18 protein-coding genes are annotated in these 22,319 nt (G+C 60.3%); 13 read left to right on the plus strand and 5 right to left on the minus strand.

From position 1 onward, the window contains the following. Positions 1-5 precede the first annotated feature (5 nt). A complete protein-coding gene (locus AB7245_RS33175; RefSeq protein WP_439035406.1) occupies positions 6-1,874 on the minus strand; it encodes a type VI secretion system Vgr family protein in 1,869 nt (622 codons plus the stop codon). Between the two features lie 352 nt (positions 1,875-2,226). Here AB7245_RS33175 and AB7245_RS33180 point away from each other — a divergent pair, with 352 nt between their 5' ends. The 9 genes from AB7245_RS33180 (at position 2,227) to AB7245_RS33220 (ending at position 14,303) form a co-directional block, all read left to right on the plus strand. Continuing rightward, positions 2,227-3,540, plus strand: coding sequence for an ImpA family type VI secretion system protein (locus tag AB7245_RS33180; RefSeq protein WP_063986183.1), 1,314 nt, complete (start codon positions 2,227-2,229; stop codon positions 3,538-3,540). A 127-nt stretch (positions 3,541-3,667) separates the two neighbouring features. After that, the gene (tssB, locus tag AB7245_RS33185; RefSeq protein WP_028156839.1) at positions 3,668-4,195 is read left to right on the plus strand and encodes a type VI secretion system contractile sheath small subunit; all 528 of its coding nucleotides are present in this window, start codon (positions 3,668-3,670) and stop codon (positions 4,193-4,195) included. Positions 4,196-4,211: 16 nt separating this feature from the next. Continuing rightward, positions 4,212-5,714, plus strand: a complete 1,503-nt coding sequence (gene tssC, locus AB7245_RS33190) for a type VI secretion system contractile sheath large subunit (protein ID WP_063981816.1) — start codon at positions 4,212-4,214, stop codon at positions 5,712-5,714. Positions 5,715-5,762: 48 nt separating this feature from the next. Continuing rightward, positions 5,763-6,248, plus strand: a complete 486-nt coding sequence (locus AB7245_RS33195) for an Hcp family type VI secretion system effector (protein ID WP_014493489.1) — start codon at positions 5,763-5,765, stop codon at positions 6,246-6,248. A gap of 180 nt (positions 6,249-6,428) precedes the next feature. Next, positions 6,429-6,977 carry a type VI secretion system baseplate subunit TssE gene (gene tssE / locus AB7245_RS33200; protein ID WP_094184183.1) on the plus strand — a complete coding sequence of 183 codons (549 nt, stop codon included), beginning with the start codon at positions 6,429-6,431 and terminating at the stop codon, positions 6,975-6,977. A gap of 1 nt (position 6,978) precedes the next feature. After that, positions 6,979-8,946 (plus strand): type VI secretion system baseplate subunit TssF, encoded by a 1,968-nt coding sequence (gene tssF / locus AB7245_RS33205; protein WP_085402421.1) that lies wholly within the window; start codon positions 6,979-6,981, stop codon positions 8,944-8,946. Further along, entirely contained in the window at positions 8,910-9,974 is a 1,065-nt protein-coding gene (tssG, locus tag AB7245_RS33210; RefSeq protein WP_063981814.1) for a type VI secretion system baseplate subunit TssG, read from the plus strand. Before tssF ends, tssG begins: the two co-directional genes overlap by 37 nt. 97 nt (positions 9,975-10,071) lie before the next feature. Next, the gene (tssH, locus tag AB7245_RS33215; protein WP_063981813.1) at positions 10,072-12,711 is read left to right on the plus strand and encodes a type VI secretion system ATPase TssH; all 2,640 of its coding nucleotides are present in this window, start codon (positions 10,072-10,074) and stop codon (positions 12,709-12,711) included. 5 nt (positions 12,712-12,716) lie between these two features. Further along, positions 12,717-14,303 (plus strand): methyltransferase regulatory domain-containing protein, encoded by a 1,587-nt coding sequence (locus tag AB7245_RS33220; RefSeq protein ID WP_063981812.1) that lies wholly within the window; start codon positions 12,717-12,719, stop codon positions 14,301-14,303. A gap of 87 nt (positions 14,304-14,390) precedes the next feature. Here AB7245_RS33220 and AB7245_RS33225 read toward each other — a convergent pair whose 3' ends face one another. Further along, complete coding sequence (locus AB7245_RS33225) at positions 14,391-14,999, minus strand: hypothetical protein (RefSeq protein WP_231142835.1); 609 nt, start codon at positions 14,997-14,999, stop codon at positions 14,391-14,393. A gap of 222 nt (positions 15,000-15,221) precedes the next feature. Between AB7245_RS33225 and AB7245_RS33230 the strand changes: the two genes are divergently transcribed. Together AB7245_RS33230 and AB7245_RS33235 are read left to right on the plus strand one after the other, a co-directional pair. After that, positions 15,222-16,100, plus strand: a complete 879-nt coding sequence (locus AB7245_RS33230) for a hypothetical protein (protein WP_063981811.1) — start codon at positions 15,222-15,224, stop codon at positions 16,098-16,100. A 212-nt stretch (positions 16,101-16,312) separates the two neighbouring features. Further along, positions 16,313-17,311 carry a hypothetical protein gene (locus AB7245_RS33235; protein ID WP_245328577.1) on the plus strand — a complete coding sequence of 333 codons (999 nt, stop codon included), beginning with the start codon at positions 16,313-16,315 and terminating at the stop codon, positions 17,309-17,311. Positions 17,312-17,431: 120 nt separating this feature from the next. Here the strand turns inward: AB7245_RS33235 and AB7245_RS33240 are convergent, their stop codons facing one another. After that, positions 17,432-18,334, minus strand: coding sequence for a hypothetical protein (locus tag AB7245_RS33240; RefSeq protein WP_085402418.1), 903 nt, complete (start codon positions 18,332-18,334; stop codon positions 17,432-17,434). Between the two features lie 117 nt (positions 18,335-18,451). Then, positions 18,452-19,018 carry a hypothetical protein gene (locus AB7245_RS33245; RefSeq protein ID WP_063981809.1) on the minus strand — a complete coding sequence of 189 codons (567 nt, stop codon included), beginning with the start codon at positions 19,016-19,018 and terminating at the stop codon, positions 18,452-18,454. Positions 19,019-19,391: 373 nt separating this feature from the next. On the opposite strand from AB7245_RS33245, the gene AB7245_RS33250 reads away from it, so the two are divergent. Continuing rightward, positions 19,392-20,420, plus strand: a complete 1,029-nt coding sequence (locus AB7245_RS33250) for a hypothetical protein (RefSeq protein WP_439035407.1) — start codon at positions 19,392-19,394, stop codon at positions 20,418-20,420. 227 nt (positions 20,421-20,647) lie between these two features. Here the strand turns inward: AB7245_RS33250 and AB7245_RS33255 are convergent, their stop codons facing one another. Then, positions 20,648-21,757, minus strand: a complete 1,110-nt coding sequence (locus AB7245_RS33255) for an IS630 family transposase (protein ID WP_231142782.1) — start codon at positions 21,755-21,757, stop codon at positions 20,648-20,650. Between the two features lie 189 nt (positions 21,758-21,946). Here AB7245_RS33255 and AB7245_RS33260 point away from each other — a divergent pair, with 189 nt between their 5' ends. After that, a complete protein-coding gene (locus AB7245_RS33260) occupies positions 21,947-22,318 on the plus strand; it encodes a hypothetical protein (RefSeq protein ID WP_063981807.1) in 372 nt (123 codons plus the stop codon). Position 22,319: the final 1 nt, after the last annotated feature.

A 22,319-nucleotide genomic window follows, 5' to 3' on the forward strand; every position in this document is an offset into this window, starting at 1 on the left:
GACCGTCAACCAACAAGGGTTGGAGTACCGTGGGCGACCAGCGGACCACCGGCAGCAAGCGCCATGCCGGCCTGCGCCGTCATGGCGATCGTCGGCGCGTTGATGACGATGCCCGCCGGGGTCAGGATGATCTGACTAGGACCCACCTGTAGGGTGATGTTCGCATTGGCCATGAGCGTGATGCTGAGGCCTGCATTGACAGACTGGTCCATGGCCAAAGTGATGTGCTGACCACCCAACTGGATATCGAGCTTATCATTGCCGTTCTTGAGCGTGGTGTTGCGCGTGTCGCCGCCAAATGCAGCTTCGCCGATGGTACGTGTCTCGGTGTCGCGGACCGTTACGTCGTGGTCCTTCTCGGCATGCACCGTGATCTTCTCGGATCCCTTCTTGTCCTCGAAGCTCCACTCGTTGAAGCCGCCGCCACCTTTGGTGGAGTCCGACTTCAATCCCCCGATCGTCTTCTTCGACGGCAGATCGTAGGGCAGCTTGTATTCGTCGTTGTACACGGTGCCGATCACCAGGGGCCGGTCCGGATCCCCCTCCAGGAATTCGATAACGACTTCCTGTCCGACGCGCGGGATGATCTGACCGCCCCAGCGCTTGCCAGACCAAACCTGAGCCACGCGCAACCGGCACGACCGCTTCTTCTTCCGATCCCAGAAAAAGCGGACATAGATTTCGCCCAGGGACTCGACGTCGATTTCCTCGCTCGAATTATCGTCTTTGGTCACCACCTTGGCCGTCTGGATGCCGTTGATTCTTGGCTTCGGCGTCATCATCAGCGCTCGAAACGGCCGATCGCTAGGCAAGAACTCGTAGCTGCCGAAATAGACGTGTTGCCCTGCGTCGCTCGGACCGCCGGTGCGATAGGATTCGATCGAGAACGAGTGCACAGCTCGCACCACGAGGTATTCGACGTTCTGCGAGTCCTTGGAGTGCTTTTCGAGCTTCGTCAGCCCGCCAGGGAACAGGTTGACGGCGTCGCCATTGCCGCGGCGACGCCGATCCATCGCTTGCTCTGCCTGGAGCTGGATCTTCGCGTAGCGCTCCCCGTCGGATTTCTCCTTGAACTTCCCGGGATAGTCGTAAAACTCCATCTCCGACCGAGTGTAATGCTCGGAGCCCTTGGCGTCGCTGATCATCTGAGCGTTGGGCTTCTGATAGTTGTAATCGTTGAGTTCGATCTTGCCGGTACGAAATCGCCGCTCCGATACCCATTCATAGATGTGCTGCTCGCCTCGCCGGTCGGCACCCGCCAGCGGGATGTAGGGAATCGTAGCAAGACCATTGATCGGACTGTGCGACGATTTGGAGTCCGCCAACACCAGCGTGTGCTTGCCGCCCTCATGCTTGAAGAAGTAGTAGATGCCGTGCTGCTCCATCAGCCGGCACACGAAGTTCATGTCGGTCTCGCGGTACTGAACGCAATATTCGAGCTTCGGACAAGAACCCTCTTCGGTGAGTTTGGATTCATAGTCGGTGAAGCCGCGTTCGTTGAAGACCTCTTTGATGATGTCGGAAGCCTTCTTGTCCTGAAAGATCCGGCAATCGGTGGTTCGCGACAACAGCCATAACCAGGGCCTCAGCACGATCCGGTAGCTGAAATAGTCGTTCTTCACCCCGAGCCACTGGGCCTCCGTCAGAATGCCGCTGAACTCGCGCTCCTTTTCATGCAGCTTTATGGTCAGCGTGCACTGCTGGCCGATAGCGCGGTCGAAGTCGAGGTCGGCATCCTCACTGAGACACTCGATGCGATACTCGAACAGTTCGCTGAGACCTTCCGAGCCTTCGAATCCGGCAAAAACCAAAACGTCCTTGCCAAGAGGCGTCTTGAGTTCGCAGAGGCGGGTATCCTGAGTAAGCTGGCCCATGTGGGCTTAAACTCCCTCCTTCGATCGAATGACCCGCTGCAAAAAAGCTGATCAGACGTTATGCAAGAACGACGGAAATCATGCGTGCCGCCGGCTGTGCCGGCAAGCCCGCCCCAGGGCTGGGCTTCCTGACGTTCCACAACGGCCGCCAAAGATCTACCCCGGGCCATCAAGTAGTCGGCTCCAAGAGCTTGCCGGTTCACGCGAAAATGGCATGATCTTCGGGAATGAACCAAGGTCGGCAGGCATCTGACCCATAGGTATAGATTCCGGATCATGCGCCCCCGCGCGATCCCCTAGTCGCCACGGGCTCGGCAGCGGGGCCGTGATCGAGCAGATGGACGGTCCGCATATGCTTGACGTCGCCTCCCTGACGCAGCCCATTGCCGCTGACGATCCCTGCGGACCGGATCTCGACGCCATCGGAGACGTCCAATATCTGAACTTCTTCGCAGGTGCGGAATCGCTGCTACCGATGTCGTTCTTCGAGGTCGTCAATGCCAACGGAGAGCGTGGACGCTTCGACCCAAAAGCGGTCGATTTTGCCGGCCAGTTTGCCGCCGCGCAGCCCATTCTGGCGCGTACCCGCGATCTGCGTCTGAACCTGCTGCTGGCCAAATTTTCAATCCTCAACCGCGATCTCGACGGCTTTCTCTGCTGCCTGAAGGCGACCAACCTGCTGCTGCGCGAGCAGTGGGAAGCGGTGCATCCGAAGGGCGAGGACGGCGACTACGCACTTCGCGCCGTCACAGTCGAGGCAATCGACGTGTTCCCGACCGTGATCAACCCGCTCCAGTTCCTTCCCCTGATCGAGAACCGCAGACACGGCAACCTCAACTACCGTGCCTATCAGATCGCTCACGGCGAAATTCCCGCCGGCGACGCCGACGCCGACGGGCCTGATCTGGCGGCCATCGAGCGCATCGTCAGCGAGACAGATCTCGACACTCTCAAGGCAGCCAGCGGGCGGTGCTCTGCGGTCGCTGCTGAAATCGCGGCCATCAAGCAGACCTGGCACGAGAAGTTGAACGCGGGGCAACCGATCAGCCTCGACAGGCTCTCTGGCTTGGTTAACGGCATGGCTGCCTGGCTTGCGGGTCTTGTCGCGTCGCGCGATCCGGCCGCGATCGCCGCAACCGCGGAAGATGTCGGTCCTGTCGATGCACAGGCGCCGTCAGACACGACCGGTGTGGTGACTTCATCCGCACAGGCATCTGCAGCGCTTGCAGCAGTGGCAGACTATTTTGCCCGAATGGAACCGTCCAACCCGGCACTGTTGCTGGTGCGTCAAGCGCAGGAGATGGTCGGCAAGTCATTTATTGAAGTCATGCGGATGCTGGTGCCTGCGCACGTGGGGGGCGCTGCGATCAACATCGGACGCGACAAGGTCTTCGACCTGCCGATCGAACGGATGGCGGAACTCGCCACGTCATTCTCATCGACGGCCGAGAACAACACCCAAGACATTGTATTTTCAGTGGAAAGCAGAACGCAAGCCTTGGGCCTGCTGGCGAAGGTGGCGTCGTTTTTCCGAACCGCAGAGCCGTCCAGCCCCATCCCCTTTTTGGCAGATCGCGCGCGCGACCTCGCGCAACGAGACTTTCTCAGCCTTTTGAATGATGTTCTTCCTGAGGGAGCGCTTAAAACAATCGACAGATCGCATTGAACCCAGCTTTCGCTCGAGGGCACTAAATGGACACAAGGATGTTTGCCGACCGCAGCAACTTGAAGTCCCCTAGCCGATCTGCGTCGCGCAAATTCGACGTCTAAAGCGATTTCGTAGTGAGGGAACCATGGCTACAGATAGCGGTCAAAAATTCATTCGTCGAAATCGCGCACCACGCGTGCACATCACATACGAAGATCCTTACGACGCCGAGCGGCTGATCGAACTGCCGTTCGTCATGGGCGTCCTCTCCGACCTTTCCGGCAATAACCCCGGCGTCGAGAAGACGAAGGTCGAGGAGCGCAAATTCCTCGAGTTCGATATGGACAATTTCGACAGCCGCATGGCGGCAATCCAGCCCGGCGTGACGGCGCGCGTCGCCAATCGTCTCAGCGACGGATCAGACGAAAAACTTTCGGTCAATCTGCGCTTCAACAAGATGGCCGACTTCACTCCCGTGGCCGTCGCCCGCCAGGTGCCGGCTACAGCCAAGCTGCTCGAGGCGCGCGAACAACTTGCCAACCTGCTGCGCTACATGGATGGCAAGGTAGCCGCCGAGGATCAGCTGAAAAAACTTCTGGCCGATCCTCAACTGATGGCAGCGCTTCGGGAACGCGCGATCAGCCAGTCGACCGAACCTGGCACCGAGAGCTAAGGAAGGAACGGGGACCATGGCAAAAGAAGCTGTTCACAAAGAGAGCACCACCCAGGTCAAGACCGTCGAAGCTGACGAGTTTGCCACTCTGCTGAAGCAAAGCTTCAAACCGCGCACCGAACGCGCAGCGACCGAGGTCGACAACGCGGTATCCACGCTCGTTCAAGAGGCATTGAAAGACTCGAGCGTCATCAAGTCGGACGTGCTCGACACGATCGAGGAGATGATCGCGCGGATCGACCAGAAGCTGACCGCGCAGATGAACGAGATCATTCACGCACCCGAATTCCAGGCGATCGAAAGTACTTGGCGGGGCCTCCACTACCTCGTCTTCAACTCGGAGACCGACGCCAACCTCAAGATCCGGGTCATGAACGTCTCGAAGATCGAGCTGTATCGTAATCTGCGGCTTTACCCCGATGCGCGCTGGGACCAGAGCCCATTGTTCAAGCAGATCTACGAATACGAGTTCGGCCAGTTGGGCGGCGAGCCGTTCGGCTGCCTTATCGGCGACTACTATTTCAGCCACCTCCCCACCGACGTGCAGTTGCTGCGCGATCTCAGCAAGATCGCCGGCGCCGCACACGCCCCCTTCTTCAGCGGCGCCGAGCCGACGCTGATGGGAATGGACTCGTGGACCGAATTGTCCAACCCTCGCGATATCGGCAAGGTGTTCGACACGCCGGAATATGCCGCATGGAAGGGACTGCGCGACCAGGACGACTCGCGTTATCTCGGCCTGTGCATGCCGCGCGCGCTGGGTCGCCTCCCCTACGGCGCGAAATCGGAGCCTGTGGAAGAGTTCGCCTTCGAGGAGGAGACAGACGGGCACACCGGCGACAAATACGGCTGGATCAACGCGGCCTATGCGATGGCGGTCAACATCAACCGCGCCTTCAAGGAGTTCGGCTGGTGCACGCGCATCCGCGGTGTGCAATCCGGCGGAGAGGTCATCAATCTGCCGACGCACACATTCCCGACCGACGACGGTGGCGTCGATCTGAAATGCCCGACCGAGATCGCCATCAGCGATCGCCGCGAGCACGAACTTGCAAAGGCGGGTCTCATCCCGCTGATCCATCGCAAGAACACCGACAAGGCCGCCTTCATCGGCGCCCAGTCGCTTTACAAGCCGAAGAAGTATTTCGGCGAGAAGGGCGTGGATGCAACCGCGTCCGACAACCTGTCGTCACGTCTGCCCTACATGTTCGCAGTGTCTCGCTTTGCGCACTATCTGAAGTGCATGGTTCGCGACAAGATCGGATCCATGAAGGAGAAGGATGAGCTGACGGTCTGGCTGCAAACCTGGATCAACGAGTACGTTGATGCCAACCCAGCCCTATCGTCAGAAGCTCAGAAAGCGCGCAAGCCGCTGGCCGCTGCGAAGGTAGAGGTCATAGCAAACGAGGAGAACCCGGGATATTACAACGCGCGCTTCTTTCTTCGTCCGCACTTTCAATTGGAAGCGATGGATGTCGGCCTCAGTCTGGTTTCACGCCTGCCAGGTCCCAGCTCCTGACGCTGCAGCATCGCAACCGTACACACAGAAATTTGAGAGGACCATGCTATGGCTGTCGACATCTTCCTGAAACTCGATCCGATCAAGGGCGAGTCGCTGGACGACAAGCACAAAGACGAAATCGATATTTTGAGTTGGTCGTTTGGCGAGAGCCAGACCGGTACCTTCCACAGCGGATCGGGCGGCGGCGCCGGCAAGGTCAGCGTGCAGGATCTTCACTTCACGCACTTCGTTGACAAGGCCACGCCGGAACTTTTCAAGGTCTGCGCAAACGGCAAGCATATCGACAGCGCGATCCTGACGGTCCGCAAGGCCGGCGAAAACCCGCTGGAATATCTCAAGATCGAGATGAAGCAGGTTCTCGTGACGAGCGTATCGACAGGCGGATCGCACGGCGAAGATCGCCTTACCGAAAACGTGAGTCTGAACTTCGCGAAGGTCAAGATGATCTACAAGACCCAGACGGAGAAGGGTGGCGCCGGAGCTTCGCCGACGTTTGGCTGGGATGTTCCTGCCAACAAGGAATGGGCCTGATTGTCGGCCCCTCGCCTGGCGCCGGTTGCGATTGGCGAACCGGCGCCAAGCGGTGCGATTTTGATCGCACCTCTCGTCCGGCCCGGTTGCGGGCCCGAAAGCCTGCTGGGCGACGCCAAGTCGGACACCAACGCGCGCCCCCCGGGATTGCATGCGAGTTGGGCGTCATGGGGACCGTGAATGACCATTGCACGAAAGAAGGATCGGCTCTCTCCCCCACTGATGCTGGCATTTCGCTCAGCCCATGAAGCGCGCGACGCACGCAAGAAGCTCAATCTACGCGATGAGTCTGGCGAGCGGGTCATTGCAGGGCGGCGGAGCGCGGGCCGATTTCCAATCTCGGAAACGTTGCTCCGGCGCGAGGTCTCCCATGACCTCGAAACGCTCCTCAATACCATTGCCCTGGAATCGACCCTGGATCTGAACGGCCACGATTGCGTCCGAACCTCAATCCTGAACTTTGGCTTCCCTGATATTGCCCACCGTTCGATCGACGAGGTCGCCGACGACGAGCTCACCGACGCGTTGCGCGAGACGCTCACGACTTATGAACCGAGGCTCGATCGCAACACCATCCGGGTCCGACGCGACGGCTCGGTCGGCCCCGAGCAACTCAAGCTGCGCTTCATCGTTCACGCCGACCTGAAGGCCGAGCCGCTCAACGTCCCCGTGGAGTTCGTCGCCGACGTCGACCTCGACAGCGGCGATATCCAGATCAACCGACTTTAGCATGAACCGCGAATTCCTGGATTTTTACAATCGTGAACTGTCACTGCTCTACGAGCAGGCCGGGGATTTCGCCGAAGAGTATCCCGGCATCGCAGAACGCCTCGGTGGGCTGATCCGGGATCGCTCTGATCCCATGATCACGGGATTGCTGGAAGGTGCCGCATTTCTCGCCGCTCGCGTTCAGCTCAAGCTCAAGCACGAATTCCCGGAATTCACTGCAAACCTGCTCGAGCAACTGGTTCCGAATTACCTTGCCCCGACTCCGTCGGCCATGCTGGTCACGGCACGCCCCCCCTATGCCGACCCAGCGCTACGCGATGGCAAGAAGATCGCGCGCGGCGCCTATTTCGACGCCACCTATCGCGAGAGAGAACGAAGTCTCTCCTGCCGATTTCGACTTTGCCGCGATATCGCTCTTTGGCCATTCGACGTCACCGGCGCCGAATACTTCTCGACGGCAGGCGCGCTGCAGGCGCTCGGGATTCCCGTCGGCGGCGACGTCATCGCCGGGCTCAGGCTGTCGTTGACCCACCGTACCGCGGCCCGGCTCGATGAGGAGCTGCCGGACGCGGAGGCCAGGGCCAAGCCGGAAACCTGGTTTGCAGGCTGCCGCACGAGCGAACTTCCGATCTACCTTTCAGGCGCGGAATCCGACGCCATTGCGCTTTACGAGCAATTGATCTCGAACTGCAAGGGCGTCTACTTCCGGCATCTCGATGATTTCGGCGATCCGGTGGTGACTCGTGCGCCCCATGACTGCGTGCAGCAGATTGGTTTCGACGAGGACGAGTCGCTGTTTCCCAACGACAACCGGGTCTTTCGCGGCTCGGAGCTGCTGCGGGAATATTTCATGTTTCCACGCAAGTTCCTCGGCTTCAACCTGACGGGACTTCGCAGCGTGATGCCACGGCTGCGCAGCAAATCGATCGATATCGTCTTCGCTTTCGATGAACACAATTCACGGCTTGCCGCCGCGGTGCGGCCCGATACCTTCAGGCTCTATAGCGCGCCGGCAATCAACCTGTTCGAGAAGACGAGCGATCGCATCCCCGTCAAGTCGAATACGCACGAGTACCATGTGGTGCCCGATCGCAGCCGCTATCTGGAATACGAACCGCACCAGGTACTCGAAGTCTACGCGCACTTTCCGGCCGACAAGGACAAGCGGCCGGTGCGCCCGCTGTATTCGGCCGCCGTCGACCGGACCAGCGGATCGGTCGAGGGGCTTTATTTCACCGTTCGACGGTTGCCCCGGCGCCGCACAGTGGGAGAAAAGACGTACGGCGCATCATCGGACTACACCGGGACGGACATGTTCCTGTCTCTGCTGGAGCCCGGTGAACTTAGCGGCGAAGGTGCGGTCGCCGAACTCAGCGTCCGGGCGCTGTGCTCCAACCGGCATCTCACCGAACACTTGCCGGTCGGCCAGGGCGGCGCCGACTTCCGCCTGTTGGACGATACTTCCCTTGATCTGATGTGCGTCGCCGGTCCCACCCGACCACGCGAACCGATCGTGGCCCAATTGCGCAGCCGCAGCGAGATCGCGAACAGCGGAATCGTCAGCTGGCGGCTGATCAACATGCTGAGCCTGAACTATCTTGGCCTCGTCGAGCGCGGTGGCGGCAAGAACGCCGGAGCCCTGCGCGAAATGCTGTCCTTGTTCGCCGATCAGTTCGACGACGCCACGGAACGCAAGATCCGCGGCGTGCGCAGCATAGAAAGCCGGCCGGTCGTACGGCGGGTGCGCGAGCGCACCGGCAGCGGCGCAGCGCGCGGCCTGGAGATTACCATCACGCTCGACGAGAAGGCATTCGAGGGCAGCGGCGTGTTCTTGCTCGGAGCCGTGCTGGAGCGCTTCTTCGCCGACTATTCGGGCTTCAATACCTTCACACAGACGGTCGTCTCGACGCCGGAGCGCGGCGAGATCATGCGTTGGCCGCCGCGCATGGGCACGCGGAGACCTCTATGACGCTGATCGACCAGATGAAGGCGGAGCCCTGGCGGTTCGATTTCTTTAATGCGTTGCGCCAGCTCGAGCGCGCCAACTCGGATCGACCGCGGATCGGTGACAGCGCTGCACGCCGCGAGGAGTATATCGACCTCGGCCAAGTGCCTTATCTGGAGTTCCCCGCCTCCAACCTTGCGGCCGTCGACGACGTGGGTGGCCGGCTCAGGATACTCGTCAAATTTCTCGGTCTCCTGGGGCCGCAGGGCGCGCTGCCGCTTGCCACCACCGACGAGAGCCTCAGTTGGTGGCTGATGCGGGATGACGCCTTCCCGCGCTTTCTCGATCTGCTCAACGGACGCTTTCTGCAACTCTTCTTTCGCGCCTGGGCCGATGCGCGGCCGATCGCTCAGCACGACCGTCCGGCGGATGATCGCTTCATCGCCTATGTCGGCTCCTTCGCCGGCCTCGGCTCCGACGTTTTCGCTGATCGAGACACCGTACCGGACATGGCGAAGCTCAGCTTTGCCGGACTGATCTCCCCCAGAGCGAAGTGTGCGTCACGGTTGACGCGGTTCCTGCAGGGGCTGTTCGACGTCAAGGTCGAGATCGACGAATTTGTCGGCACCTGGCTGTCATTCGACCCAAGTCATTGCAGCCGGCTCGGCGGAACCCATGCCAGGCTCGGCCGGGACGCTCTTCTGGGCTCACGCGTGTTCAGCGTCGAGGACAAGATCAGGGTGCGGGTCTTTGTCAAGAATTTTACCCAGTACGAACAGTTCTTGCCGACCGAAGCGCGCAACTTGTCGGAGCCTCTGGCGGACGCCGTGTTCTTCTATATCGGCGACGAATTGGAATGGGAGGTGGAGCTCGCCATTCCAGCGGGAGAGGTCGTCCCGGTCAGGCTCGGACAGAGCGGACGACTTGGATGGACCACCTGGGTCTCGCCGAACTGGACTTCCACGGAAGAATATCGCCGCGATGCCCGCTTTCAGCTCAGCGAGCGCTTGAGCGCCCGTCGGGCCGCCGCAGCCGATGCCTCGGCGATTTGAACCTATCCGTAGCGCCGATTGCCTAAAGCTATGGGATTCGATGAAATTTCCGCTTGATGCCAGGCATCCGCGGATGGATTAAGCAGGAGGATCCGCCGTGACCGACATCAGCATTGAGGCTGTAACGGGCAAGCTGAACCGGGCCGGCTATGATGCCTTCATACAGGCCCTGCGCCACGCAAAGAGCGCCGGCAATCGCAACGTCGAGCTAGCGCACTGGCTGTTTCATATCCTGCAGCAGGAACGCAACGATCTCAGCCTCTCGGTCGATCATTACAAGCTCGACCGGGCACGCTTGTTGTCGGACCTTGCCGGCGTGATCAATGGCTTTCGTAAGAACGAAACCGACATGCCGGGCGTCGCCAATCCGGTCATCGATCTGCTCGATCGGGGCTGGCATTATGCCACGCTCTTCTTTGGCGAGACCCAGATCCGCACCGGTCATCTGCTCGTGGCGGGCCTGAAATCGAATGATATTCGTCGCACGCTGAACAACCTCTCGCAGGAATTCGCCAAGGTCAACGTCGACGCACTCGCCGCGGAGCGCCGCAATGTCTGGGCCGGCTCCGACGAGGAAACCATGCGGCCGATGGACGGTTCGGGCCTGGTCGGCGCAGGCACGGAAGGCGCGGCCCAAGCGGGTCCCAAGGGGACGACGCCGCTCGACCGGTTCTCCCAGGATCTCACCGCCAAGGCCAAATCAGGTGAGATGGATCCGATCCTTGGCCGGGACGAAGAAATCCGCCAACTGATCGACGTGCTGATGCGACGGCGGCAGAACAATCCAATTCTTACCGGCGAGGCTGGCGTCGGCAAGACCGCAGTTGTCGAGGGATTCGCCCAGCGAATCGCCGCCGGCGACGTGCCGCCACCGCTCCGCGGTGTAAGGCTTTGTGCGCTCGACATCGGCCTGATGCAGGCCGGTGCTTCCATGAAGGGTGAGTTTGAGCAGCGCTTGCGCTCGGTGATCGACGAGGTCCAGAGCTCACCCACCCCGATCATACTGTTCATCGATGAAGCCCATACATTGATCGGCGCCGGCGGCGCGGCCGGCACCGGTGATGCGGCCAATCTCCTGAAACCTCCTCTCGCCCGTGGCACGCTGCGCACGATCGCCGCCACCACATGGGCAGAATATCGCCAGTATATCGAGAAAGACCCCGCGCTCACGCGACGCTTCCAGCCGATCCAGATCGATGAACCGGAAGTGGAGACCTGCTGCATCATGCTGCGCGGACTTCTCGGTCCGATGGAAAAGCACCACGGCGTTCGCATCTCCGATGCTGCGATCGTCGCAGCGGTCAACCTGTCCCACCGCTACATTCCTTCACGGCAGTTGCCGGACAAGGCGGTCAGCCTGCTTGATACCGCCTCGGCGCGCGTGGCCATCAGCCAGAGCGCGACGCCAGCCCTGATCGAGGATGCACGCGTTGCGATTACCGCTCGTGAAGCCGAGAAATCGGCACTCGTCAGCGACAGCGATCTTGGGCTTAAGGACAGCGACCGCATCACGGCGATCGACAACGACATTGCGGCACTGAAGGACAAGCTGACGAACCTTGAAGCCGATTGGGCCGCAGAGCAGGAACTCGTCAAGGACATCCGGAGCATCCGGGAGATTCTGTCCCAGCCCAAAGAAGGCGAAGATCCGGCTGCCAGGCGCGCGGAGTTGCGCGGCAAGTTCGACACACTTGAGAGCATCCATCCGGAGAAGCGGATGGTCTATGCCCATGTAGACCAGCAATCGGTGGCGTCCGTTGTCTCTGACTGGACCGGCATCCCGGTCGGCCGGATGATGCGCGACGAGATCGAAACCGTGCTGAAGCTACCGGAGATCCTCAACCGCCGCGTCGTCGGCCAGTCTCATGGGCTGACGATGATCGCCAAGCGAATCGAGACCAGCCGCGCCAAGCTTGACAACCCTTCCAAGCCGATCGGCGTGTTCATGCTGGCTGGTCCATCCGGCGTGGGCAAGACTGAAACCGCCCTGGCGCTTGCCGAGACCCTTTACGGCGGTGAGCAGAACATGATCACGATCAACATGTCGGAGTTCCAGGAAGCGCACACCGTCTCGACCTTGAAGGGTGCACCTCCCGGCTATGTCGGCTATGGCGAAGGTGGACGCCTCACCGAGGCTGTCCGGCGCAAGCCCTACAGTGTCATCCTGCTCGACGAGGTGGAGAAAGCTCATCCCGACGTCCACGAGATCTTCTTCCAGGTGTTTGACAAGGGAACCATGGAGGACGGCAACGGGCGGCGGATCGACTTCAAGAACACCTTGATCATCCTTACCACCAACGTCGGCACCGATCTGATCATGGGCCTCTCGCGCGATCCAAAGTATCGCAACGAGCCGGAAGAGCTCGCCAAGATGCTGAGGCCGGAACTGCTGAAGGTGTTTCCCGCAGCGCTGCTCGGACGCATCGTCTCGATACCGTACTTCCCGCTATCCGACGAGATGCTCGCCGGGATCGTTCGGTTACAGCTCGACCGGATCGGACGACGCCTCCGCGACAATCATAACGCGTCCTTCGACTACGATGACGCGGTCGTGGAGCACATTGTGTCACGTTGCAACGACCCGGATTCCGGCGGGCGAATGATTGACAACATCATCACCAACACCCTGCTCCCGGAGCTGTCGCGCGAGTTCCTTAGCAAGTCGCTTGCCAAGGAAGAAATCAAGCAAGCGCGGGTCTCGATCGAGAACGACAAGTTCGCATATTCGTGGAACTGAGGACGATGAACATTCAAACCGAGCATCGCCACCCGAACGCCGGTCCCACGCCATACGACGAGGTCTACTACCCCGGCCACGTCTACGGGCTCACTCATCCGAACCATCTTGCTACCATTGCTGCCGTTTACGGCATACAGTCAGCGCCGGTCGAGCGTTGCCGGGTGCTGGAGCTTGGCTGCGGCGTTGGCGGCAACCTGTTGCCGATGGCCTTTCAATATCCAATCAGCGAATTCGTCGGTGTCGACCTGAGCGGCGTGACGATCGAGCGCGGCCAGCGAAACATCGCCACATTGGGCCTGAGCAACATCAAGCTTCTCCATTGCGACATCATGAATGTCGACGCAGGCTTCGGGGAGTTCGACTACATCATCGCACACGGCGTGTATTCCTGGGTGCCGCCGGCGGTGCGCGAGAAGATGATGATGATCTTCAAGCAGAACCTGGCTCCCCGCGGGGTCTGCTACGTCAGCTACAATGCGCACCCGTTCTCGCATCTTCGCGACATGGTCCGCGACATGATGCGGTATCACACCCGCCGTCTCACCGGCATGAAGGAGAAGGTCGGACAGGCCCGCGCGATCCTGAAGTTCCTGAGCGACGGCTCGAAGGCCAACTCGGTGCACGGCGCAGTTATGCGCGACCAGTACAACCGCGTCCTCAAGTCCCCCGACGAGCTTCTGTTTCACGACGATCTCGATGATGGTGCCGAGGCGTTCTTGCTGCATGAGGTCGCCGAGGACGCAAGCCGCCATGGCCTGCAATATCTGGGCGATGCTGATTTTTCACGACGCTATCTTGCCGGCTATTCCGAGGAGGTTCGCGCGACGCTGCAGCGCTTCCCGGAAAGCGAGTTCATGGCGCGCGATCAATATCAGGACTTCATCGACGGCAACGGCTTTCGGCGCACCTTGCTCTGCCACGACAGCATTTCGCTGTCCCGCCAGGTCGACCTCGATTTCGTCACCCGGTTCCATTTGCTGAGCACGACCAACCCGGTCGACCCCGACGCCTGCGTGACCGACGATTCCGCGATGGAATTCGAGAACCAGGACGGCAGCAGGGTCACGGTAACCAATCCGCTCTTGAAGGCCGCGCATCTATGTCTGGGCCGGGCCTGGCCGCGAGCATTATCATTCGACGAGCTGCTCGATGGGGCCCGCGCGCTGCTGGGCGACCGGCGGGCGGATGATGACCAAAAGGTGTTGACGGAGGCGATGTTCATCCTGGCTTGCAGCGGCGAGGTTTCGTTCCTGCTGTCGCGTCCCTTTTTGTTGAAGGAAGCTACCGAGCATCCGCAGGCGAGCCTGCTCGCGCGAAGACAAGCGCAAACAGGTCCGCTCGTCACCAACCTCCTCCACCAAACGGTGCAGTTGGAGGACGACCGGACCAGGGATTTCCTGCAATTGCTCGACGGAGCGCGGACCATCGACCAGATCACGGCCGAAATGACGGAAAAATTCGGCCCGACCATCCGGATAGACCAGAAGGATAATGCCGGGCAGCCTGCCGAGCCGTTATTGCTGTCAACGCGAGAAAGCGTTCAGCGCTCGCTTGCGATGGTCGGCAAGCTGGGCCTGCTGGTCGCGTGATGCGCTCAAGTGCGTCGGCTCCGTTGGCGATGAACGGCAGGAGTTGGAAGCTCGTGCCATTTCCTGCAGCGGATGCGGCCCGGCACTCTAGCCGTCGTGGGTATATTGCTGGCCGAGGAGCCATCCCGTGAGAATACCGCCGGGTCCGCTGGCATAGACCGGATCAAGGCCAACACCTGCGCGCAGCATCTTCCATTCATGCTCGCCGACCCAGGGAATCCCGGGATCGCCCTTCTGATACTGGGACAGCAGCGTTCGGGCGACCTCTGCGGCATTGGCGTAGATCGGCCCGTTGGCCCAGCGAGGGCGGGGCAGGCCTGTCATGCGGCAATAGAGCGCCGTGCAGACGTAGGCAGACGCCTCTTCGGCATTGGCATCAAGGCCTGTACGCAACAGATCGTATGCCGCATGCAGGCTCTCGTGGACGATATAGGCCTCGTCCATCCGCCCCGCTGCCGACACGACCTCCAGCGTGTTTGCCGCAACCGCCGTGCCGTCCGCCCTGGTTCTCGCGACATCGTTGTATTGTGCAGCAACGCCTGCCGCGAGATCCGTCGGAGGTCTGACGGTGACCTGCCCCAACCGGATCGCGCGGGCGACGTGATGGAACGTTTGCGGCGCAATCGTCACATGGCTGCCGCGGATCGGAAACCGGAAGCGCATGCGTGCGACCGCCGGGCCATGGAGTACGTCCAATACCCTGCTCCGCAGTGACATTTGATCGTCCTCGTTGTTCGCACTACCCCACGGTTGGTGGTCGCCGTTTCCGATCAGCAGGTTCAAACAGTCATTGCACCGGCGCGATAGGAATTCGAATAACCTGGGCCGGGCGGCAGCTTGGTCGAACGAGCCGGCATTGAACCCGAACCCGTCCGGGCGAGACCAATTTGGGGCGAGGATTGCCTCGGAGTGCGCCCCATGACGACGACCGATCCGACGACGACCGACACTTACCGGAAGATCGCGGCACGACTGACCATGCTGCGGCCGCAGATCGATTTGAAGAATTATTTTGCCGGCCCCAACCCGGATGTGCGCCTTTATGACGAGAAGCCCTACATCCGGCACCAGCTCGAGAAGTATGGTGTCGCTGCCGCGACGACCACGCTCGACGGCGTCACCTTCCTGCCCAAGGACTGGGAAGAGCTGATCAAGAAGCTGCGCATTGCCAAGACGACGGACGGATTCGACGCCTTCGCCGAAGGGCAAAGCCCGGAGAAAGCGTCGCATTGGGCCCTCGATCTGTCGATGGCGGCAACGATCGGCAAGGGGTTCCGGGAGATCTGGCGCCCAAAGCTGTCGGACAGGCCGCTCTCAACGCGGGATCTCCCGGGCCGCCATGGCTTCGGGCTCGGGCGCGACCGCGGACAATGGAGCGACGCCTACAGCTCGCAATTCGGCAAGGACCCGCAGCCCCAGGACATCACCTCGTTGCATTTCGCCGTAGCACCTGATCGGGTGAACGTGCACATCGACGAAACAGGCTTCGTATTCGAAGGCGTGGACGGCGCCCTTACGGTCGGACCGAACTTCGTGCATCACGCCGGCAATGAGCTGTTCTGGAAGAGCAACAAGCATATACCGCAATGGGCCGCGGAGCACATCGATCTGATCCTGCCGAACAGCGCGAACGACTTTTCGCGCGTGGGCATTTCGGTCGACATGTACCAGCGCAAAGACTTGCGCGTTACGGTCACGGGCTCCTGCGGACTTTTCGGCGGTTTCGAGTGCTCCGGAACCGTGAGCATCAGCGGCACGCATGATCTGCTCGGCTCGAAGCCAAAAGGCCGGCGCTAAAGCGGATATCGCTCGTTCGACATTGCTTCGTGTCTACGCCTCCAATCTACGAATGAGGCTCTTCGATTTGCCACTGCCAGTTGGTGGCCCGAATGAATGGAACCATCGAACCGCCTCGAGGTAGCGGCGACCAATAAGTATTGGTGGCGAGAACGCGTAGTTCCGCAGGAATCGGCGGGGGAGGTCTTACATTGCCGAACCAGGAAAGGCCGTTGAAGCCCGTCGTCGAAAGCTATGTACCGCCCGCGGGAATCCGGCATGCGGTGACGGCAGGCGAGACCTGGATATCCCTTGCCAAGCGGATCGGCATCGCCCCCTGGGACCTCATCGAGTTCAATTTTCCGGGCGTCAAGCTCGTCAAGCAGCGCGATTTCCAACAAGCCACACGCCAGGTGAACTGGTACCTGGCCGAGTATGTCGGCTGCCGCGCGATGTCGCCCGATCGCCAAAATTTTGCGTTTTCCTCCGGTACGACGGGCGGGAGAGGTGGATGGCGAGGGGGATTCATCTATCTGCCGCCAGGTACGCCGCCTCCCCCGCCGATTGCGCCCACTCCACCGGTTGCGCCCACCCCAGCGGCTCCGACCCCGCCGGAATGTGAAGGAAGCCGACCCAACTTCGCGCGCGTGCTGGACGTGAGCGAACGGGATTTCGCGCGCAACGTTTTTGGCCCGACGCTGCCGCCGTGGGAGACAATTGCGATTACCAATGGCCTGGGAGCAGGCGGAAGACCGTGGACGAACGATGGACCGTTCTTCAGGGGAGGCAATCCCATGGTGCCGAGCATGCGGTATGCCATCAATCTTGGCAGTGTCGCGTTCAGTAACCTGGCATCGCCTAGCCCCACCTTCGGTCTCTTGTGCGACGACTTCGGTCGCATTTGCGACCTCTTCGTGCACGAAATGACCCATGTGTGGCAGGCGTTCAACGATTCAAACTGGACGATGGCGCGCTCGTTCTGGGCGCAGACAATCGGTTCCGGCTACGAGTACACGCCGGGCGATTCCTGGGACTCATACAACGTCGAGCAACAGGCACACATCGTTGAAGATTGGCACAAATACAAAATCAGTTCTCCGATGCTTGCCGAGGAGCGCTATCCGTACGTCCGGCTCGTGATCCGCTCTGGACGCCTCACTTTTCCTCGCGGGCTGGATCTTGTGGCATTGAAAAAGGACCTTCAAGATCTGCGCGCAAGGCACCTGGACTAGAACCCGCTGCAGGGGAGTGGTCGGGAGTCTACTTAACTGAAGCACCGACACGCCGAGCATTCGACGCGGTGCGGTCGCGCATTCTTCCTCTCAAAAGTATTTTTCCGACTTGCGTGCTGGTCAGCTTCGCAGCGCAAGCACACGGAGAAGAATTGCGCGGCCGCCATGCGACAGGCGATCGTGAAACAGTTCGGAGAGCCGGTCTCCACGCTTCCGCACCGAAAACCTCTTCCGGAGCTCATGGGCGCGAGACAGCGAGCAATAGAGAAAATCACGACGTAGCCGGCGCAGGCGGCTGCCATAGCCTCTAACATCGGCGCTCGCGTAGGCCTCCATCAGGGTGCGCATCAAATAGTCATCGCTCGGATCAACATAAGTTTCGTGGGAAACGCTCGATGAACGCATCGACACGGGTTCATCGCTCGACAGAAATAGGTTCCTGCGGGTCAGCCCATCCGATACGCCCGTCGCTTCTTTTGTGAAATCTCCATAGTTCACAAAAGGCAGCGCTGCGAGTTGCCGGCGCAGATTTTCGAGCGTCGCCGACGGGATCCGGACGCCGTTGCCCGCGCTGGTGTCGAGCTTATTGGCGCGCACCGTGGCGTAGAGGTCGCCCCAGAATTTGTCCCAGGGGGCGGTGCCGTTGCGGTTAGACGACGGATTCTTGCGAACGCTATATGTGGTTTGAGTGAGGTAGGCCGCCAGTTCGCCCATGTGGCGCGTAACAGCGCCGTCAGGATCATAGACGTCGATCATGGCGTGGACGCACTCATGCAGGAGCAGCGCCCGATCGCTATCATTTGCGGGCGGCGACTTCTTCTGCGTCAACAGAACATCCGTAACCTGATCGTAGAAGGCGAGATCCTGAGTGCCGCCCTTCACCAATATATTGCCGGCGCGAATGTGATCGCGAACTGTCGTCAAGTATTCGCCCTTGATATGGATCTTGTCGACGTAGAACTCGATACCAAGCGCGACCGAGTCACTGAGTGTGTCCAGGACGTCGCCTTCGGTCAGTGGCATGACCTACCTCCCTTGCGTGGTCGAGCAATAGTGGTCCGGCCAGGCTCCGCAAGCGCTGAAACGCTGTACTGCACCAATAGGAGCCGCCCGCCCCTCCGTTCGCGTTGTGGAAGGTGGCTAGATCGTCCCGCCGCCGCCGCCGAAGATTTCGACGACCACAGCGCGATTGGCGGCCCTGTTCATCACGGTCGTGTTGTCCTTCAGATACTCGTAGTGTGAGGCGGGCTTGACGGAGAAGACGCGCGAGCGGGCGCTTGGGCCGAACAGGTGAAAGACGTTCTTGGCCCGGCCCGTGCGCAGGAAGCTGTTGTTCCGTTCGCCGCCGGTGCTGTCGCTGTATCCGACGATCTGGAACTGCAACGACTTGTCGGTCTCAAATCGGATGAGCTGCGCTGCCAACAGCGGATCGCGCTTGGCGATGTTCTTGAGATGCCGCCAGTCGACGCCGAAATCCCAGATGATGAGATATTGGCAGATGCCGGCCGGCGGGACCAGACTGACGTCCACACCGAGATGGCCGACCTCGGTGCGGGACGTCGCGACTTCATTGGCCACGTAGGGAAAGACGGCGGCGCTGTGAACCTTGGCAAGCGGCGAGCACTGCGGTTGCGTCGCCATATTCGGCATCTGTTCCACCGGGCCCGGCGGCGTGTATTGCGGCAGTGGCTGCGGCGCGCGTCCCATGGCAATTTCTCCCATTGCTGGCGTGGCCTGCCCAAAGCTGAGCACTGGAGGGAGCGTCGGCTCCCACCACGGCTATGACTAGTAGTGACGTGAGCGGTCGGGGAAGTTCAAAGGCGAGGTGCGGGCGCCCTCAACAGGGCCATTAGCGGACATTGATTGGCCTTCCGCGCTCTCCGGAAAGCGGGGTAGGCTACGCCTATTGCCGTCCGTGCCAAATTGTTGCGGAGGAACTGGCCATGAAACTTCGCCGCCGAAATTTTCTGCATCTCGCCGCGGGGACCGGCCAGATTGTTTTCCCGCCGCCGAAGGAGGCTCTCATTTCCGCGCGCAAGATTTCGCGTTGACGGACCGAACTAAGACAGGAGAACCAGACATGGCCGCCTTTCAAGAGGTTTTCCGCCGCTCCGGCATCGATGAGCGCCGCAGCCCGCCGGGCATGGTGGTGCCGTTCGGCGGCTCCAACATCGTGGCGCTGATCGATCCCGGAAGAAAGCTCAAAGTCGATCCTAACGCCCATGCCCTCGGGATCAAGGAGATCGATGGCGCCGATACCCTTAGACGCGTCATGCAGGCCAGAGAAACCTTCTCCAAACCCGATATCGATCCGCAGCTCAGGGCGGCGTCACTTCCCGCCACCTTCAATGGCGATGCACGGTTTTTCGAGATCAATGGCCGGATTAAGCCGATTGGTTTTCCCGGCCTGGAGGTGGTGGCCCGTTCGGCCGGCCGGAAGATCGAAGCCAAGCTCTATGTCGTGGTGCTACCGGAAATCAAGATCAAGGTGGCGCTCCGCAATGTCATGGTTCCGGGGAGTGGCGGCGCTCCGGCGTTTCACGCCAAGAAGCCCTGCAACGAGCAAGACGAATTGCTGACGATGAACAATATATGGAGGCCGCAGGCCAACATCCGCTTCGAGCGGGTGCCAAGCGACTGGCTGGTCATCGACGACTCGCAGGCTGCCATCAAACAGGAGATCGCCAATGCGACTGGCATGAAGGATGCGAGCCTGGCGACCTTTCCCGATGTGATCGACGTCGAGAAACTGAAGGGCATCTTCGTCAAACACAAAGTTCAGGGCGCCCATCTAACCATTTTCTGCGTCGATAAGGTTTGGTCCAATGGCGGCCTCGCCAATGGCTCGTTTGCTCGCGGGCTGGACCTTGCCTTCATCAGCTCGCAACGCGGGCCTAACACGTCTGCCCATGAATCCGGCCATTTTCTCGGCTACTACTCGAAGAGCGCGAGCAAACCTTGGGACAGCCAAGGCCACACGCTGGAGACCGATCCGAAAACCGGAAAAGAAAACAGGGCGGAAGACATCAAGATGCTGATGCGCGGGGGAGGCGCCGGGTGGAAAATCCCGTTCAATCTCGTCAAGGAGTTCCGCGACTTCCCCGGCTAGCATCCGAAGATCAGACAGAAGCTGGAAATCACTCCAGACGTTGAATGTCGCCTTGGGTCAGAAGCTGCCCCGACGGCCCCGAAACGCTTACTTTGCCACCTGGCAGGCAGAGCGTGTCATCGGCCATCATGACCGCAATACGCTGCGCTTACGCCTCGATCCCAAGGGAGATTCGACAGACCTTGAGCCGGGCATGAGTGTCTGGCTTGAGAACTAGTCACGTGAATCTAAAGTTCGCCACATAAAGTCCGCTGAGCTTTATAGCAGAAGCGTTTGACGGAAGCCAAAATCTGGTCTGCGGACTTGGTCCATTTGAATGGCTTCGGTTTTCTGTTGTGCAGGTCGATGAAGGTACGGATGTCGGCCTCGAGCTGCCTGACGGAGGTGTGAACACCTCGCTGGATCTGTTTTCTGGTGAGTTCAGCGAACCAGCGCTCGACCTGATTGATCCATGACGCGGAAGTCGGCGTGAAGTGGACATGATAGTGCGGCCGACGGGCGAGCCACGCTTTGATCTTAGGTGTTTTGTGGGTGGCGTAGTTGTCCATGACGAGATGGACATCGAGGCCTTCAGGAACTTGAGCATCGATCCCTTTTAAAAACTTCAAGAACTCGACTGCCCGGTGCCGCTTATAGCATTTGCCGATGACGAACCCCGAGGCGACATCGAGCGCGGCAAACAGCGAGGTCGTACCATGCCGCACATAACTGTGCGTGCGCCGTTCCGGTACGCCCGGCATCATCGGCAGGACCGGCTGCTCGCGATCCAGGGCCTGGATCTGGCTTTTCTCATCGATACTGAGGACAAGGGCTCGGTTCGGTGGGGACAGGTAAAGGCCGACGATATCGCGGACCTTGTCGACGAACAGCGGGTCGCTCGACAGCTTGAATGTCTGGCTGCGGTGCGGCTGCAGGCCGAACGCCATCCACATTCGGCGGATCGTGGTGTGGGAAAAGCCAGTTTCCTCAGCCATTGAGCGGATCGACCAGTGCGTCGCGTCGGGTGGCGTTGTACGCAATGTCCGCTCAATTACCTCAGCAACCTGATCGTCGTTGATGGTTCGAGGGCGGCCAGGGCGGGCCTCGTCAAGCAGGCCATCACAGCGATCCTTCAAAAATCGGCGACGCCACTTGCCAACGGTGTGTTCGTGGAGGCCGAGTTCGGCAGCCACGGACTTGCTTGGCAAGCCATCCGCACACCGCAGGATCGCGCGGCAGCGCTCAGATAGCGATCGGGCAACGCGATGACGACGAACTTGCCTCTCCAAGTACGCCCGCTCCTGCGGACTAAGCACCAACGGCGCGATCGGCCGGCCTCGTTCACCTGCATTCGCCACGAGCTCTCTCCTCTGTAGAGATTCGAGCTATCAACTAATGTGGCGAACTTGCGTTCCAGATGACTAGGCTGTGTACTCATTAAGCAGCTGGCCGCCTTATGTCCGCTCAACCCCTAACAGCGGCGGGAAAGCGGACGTCTGCCGAGGTCGCTGAAGGGCCGATATTGTTGCAAAAGTCGATTTTCGCCGATGACCAAAATTCTGCGGGCCGTGGGCGCGACTTTCGCGTACAAGATGCGAGGGACCTCACGGCCTCACGCAAAATTCACAGGCGACTTCGGTAACGCGATTGAGGTCATACGAATCAGCGATCGCTCGCTGCTTAGTGTTTTCGCGAAGAAGCTTGAGCCCTGCAACTTTCGACTTTTGCAACACAATCGGCCAAGAGGCGACATCGCTCACTTGGTTGTCGTTTCGAAATCTTTGCCGACTTCCGATAACATTGGCGCTGTTACCTTCTTTCAGGTGCCGCCCGAAGCGATCCGCCAGCCTCACTTCAGCCTCGACGTAACACCGAGCAAACACACCAAAGAGCGCGACGCAGCAACATCTCTCGACTGAC

This window comes from Bradyrhizobium sp. 604_D8_N2_3 (assembly GCF_051810765.1).
GTDB classification, from domain to species: Bacteria; Pseudomonadota; Alphaproteobacteria; order Rhizobiales; family Xanthobacteraceae; genus Bradyrhizobium; species Bradyrhizobium barranii.

What these genes read in the sequence shown, in the direction of transcription:
- tssE (WP_094184183.1), top strand. Translation starts at nt 6,429, where the DNA reads ATGACCATTGCACGAAAGAAGGATCGGCTCTCTCCCCCACTGATGCTG.
- AB7245_RS33260 (WP_063981807.1), top strand. Translation starts at nt 21,947, where the DNA reads ATGACCAAAATTCTGCGGGCCGTGGGCGCGACTTTCGCGTACAAGATG.
- AB7245_RS33245 (WP_063981809.1), bottom strand. Translation starts at nt 19,018, where the DNA reads ATGGGACGCGCGCCGCAGCCACTGCCGCAATACACGCCGCCGGGCCCG.
- tssB (WP_028156839.1), top strand. Translation starts at nt 3,668, where the DNA reads ATGGCTACAGATAGCGGTCAAAAATTCATTCGTCGAAATCGCGCACCA.
- AB7245_RS33195 (WP_014493489.1), top strand. Translation starts at nt 5,763, where the DNA reads ATGGCTGTCGACATCTTCCTGAAACTCGATCCGATCAAGGGCGAGTCG.
- tssC (WP_063981816.1), top strand. Translation starts at nt 4,212, where the DNA reads ATGGCAAAAGAAGCTGTTCACAAAGAGAGCACCACCCAGGTCAAGACC.
- AB7245_RS33220 (WP_063981812.1), top strand. Translation starts at nt 12,717, where the DNA reads ATGAACATTCAAACCGAGCATCGCCACCCGAACGCCGGTCCCACGCCA.
- AB7245_RS33250 (WP_439035407.1), top strand. Translation starts at nt 19,392, where the DNA reads ATGGCCGCCTTTCAAGAGGTTTTCCGCCGCTCCGGCATCGATGAGCGC.
- AB7245_RS33230 (WP_063981811.1), top strand. Translation starts at nt 15,222, where the DNA reads ATGACGACGACCGATCCGACGACGACCGACACTTACCGGAAGATCGCG.
- AB7245_RS33180 (WP_063986183.1), top strand. Translation starts at nt 2,227, where the DNA reads ATGCTTGACGTCGCCTCCCTGACGCAGCCCATTGCCGCTGACGATCCC.
- AB7245_RS33240 (WP_085402418.1), bottom strand. Translation starts at nt 18,334, where the DNA reads ATGCCACTGACCGAAGGCGACGTCCTGGACACACTCAGTGACTCGGTC.
- tssF (WP_085402421.1), top strand. Translation starts at nt 6,979, where the DNA reads ATGAACCGCGAATTCCTGGATTTTTACAATCGTGAACTGTCACTGCTC.
- AB7245_RS33175 (WP_439035406.1), bottom strand. Translation starts at nt 1,874, where the DNA reads ATGGGCCAGCTTACTCAGGATACCCGCCTCTGCGAACTCAAGACGCCT.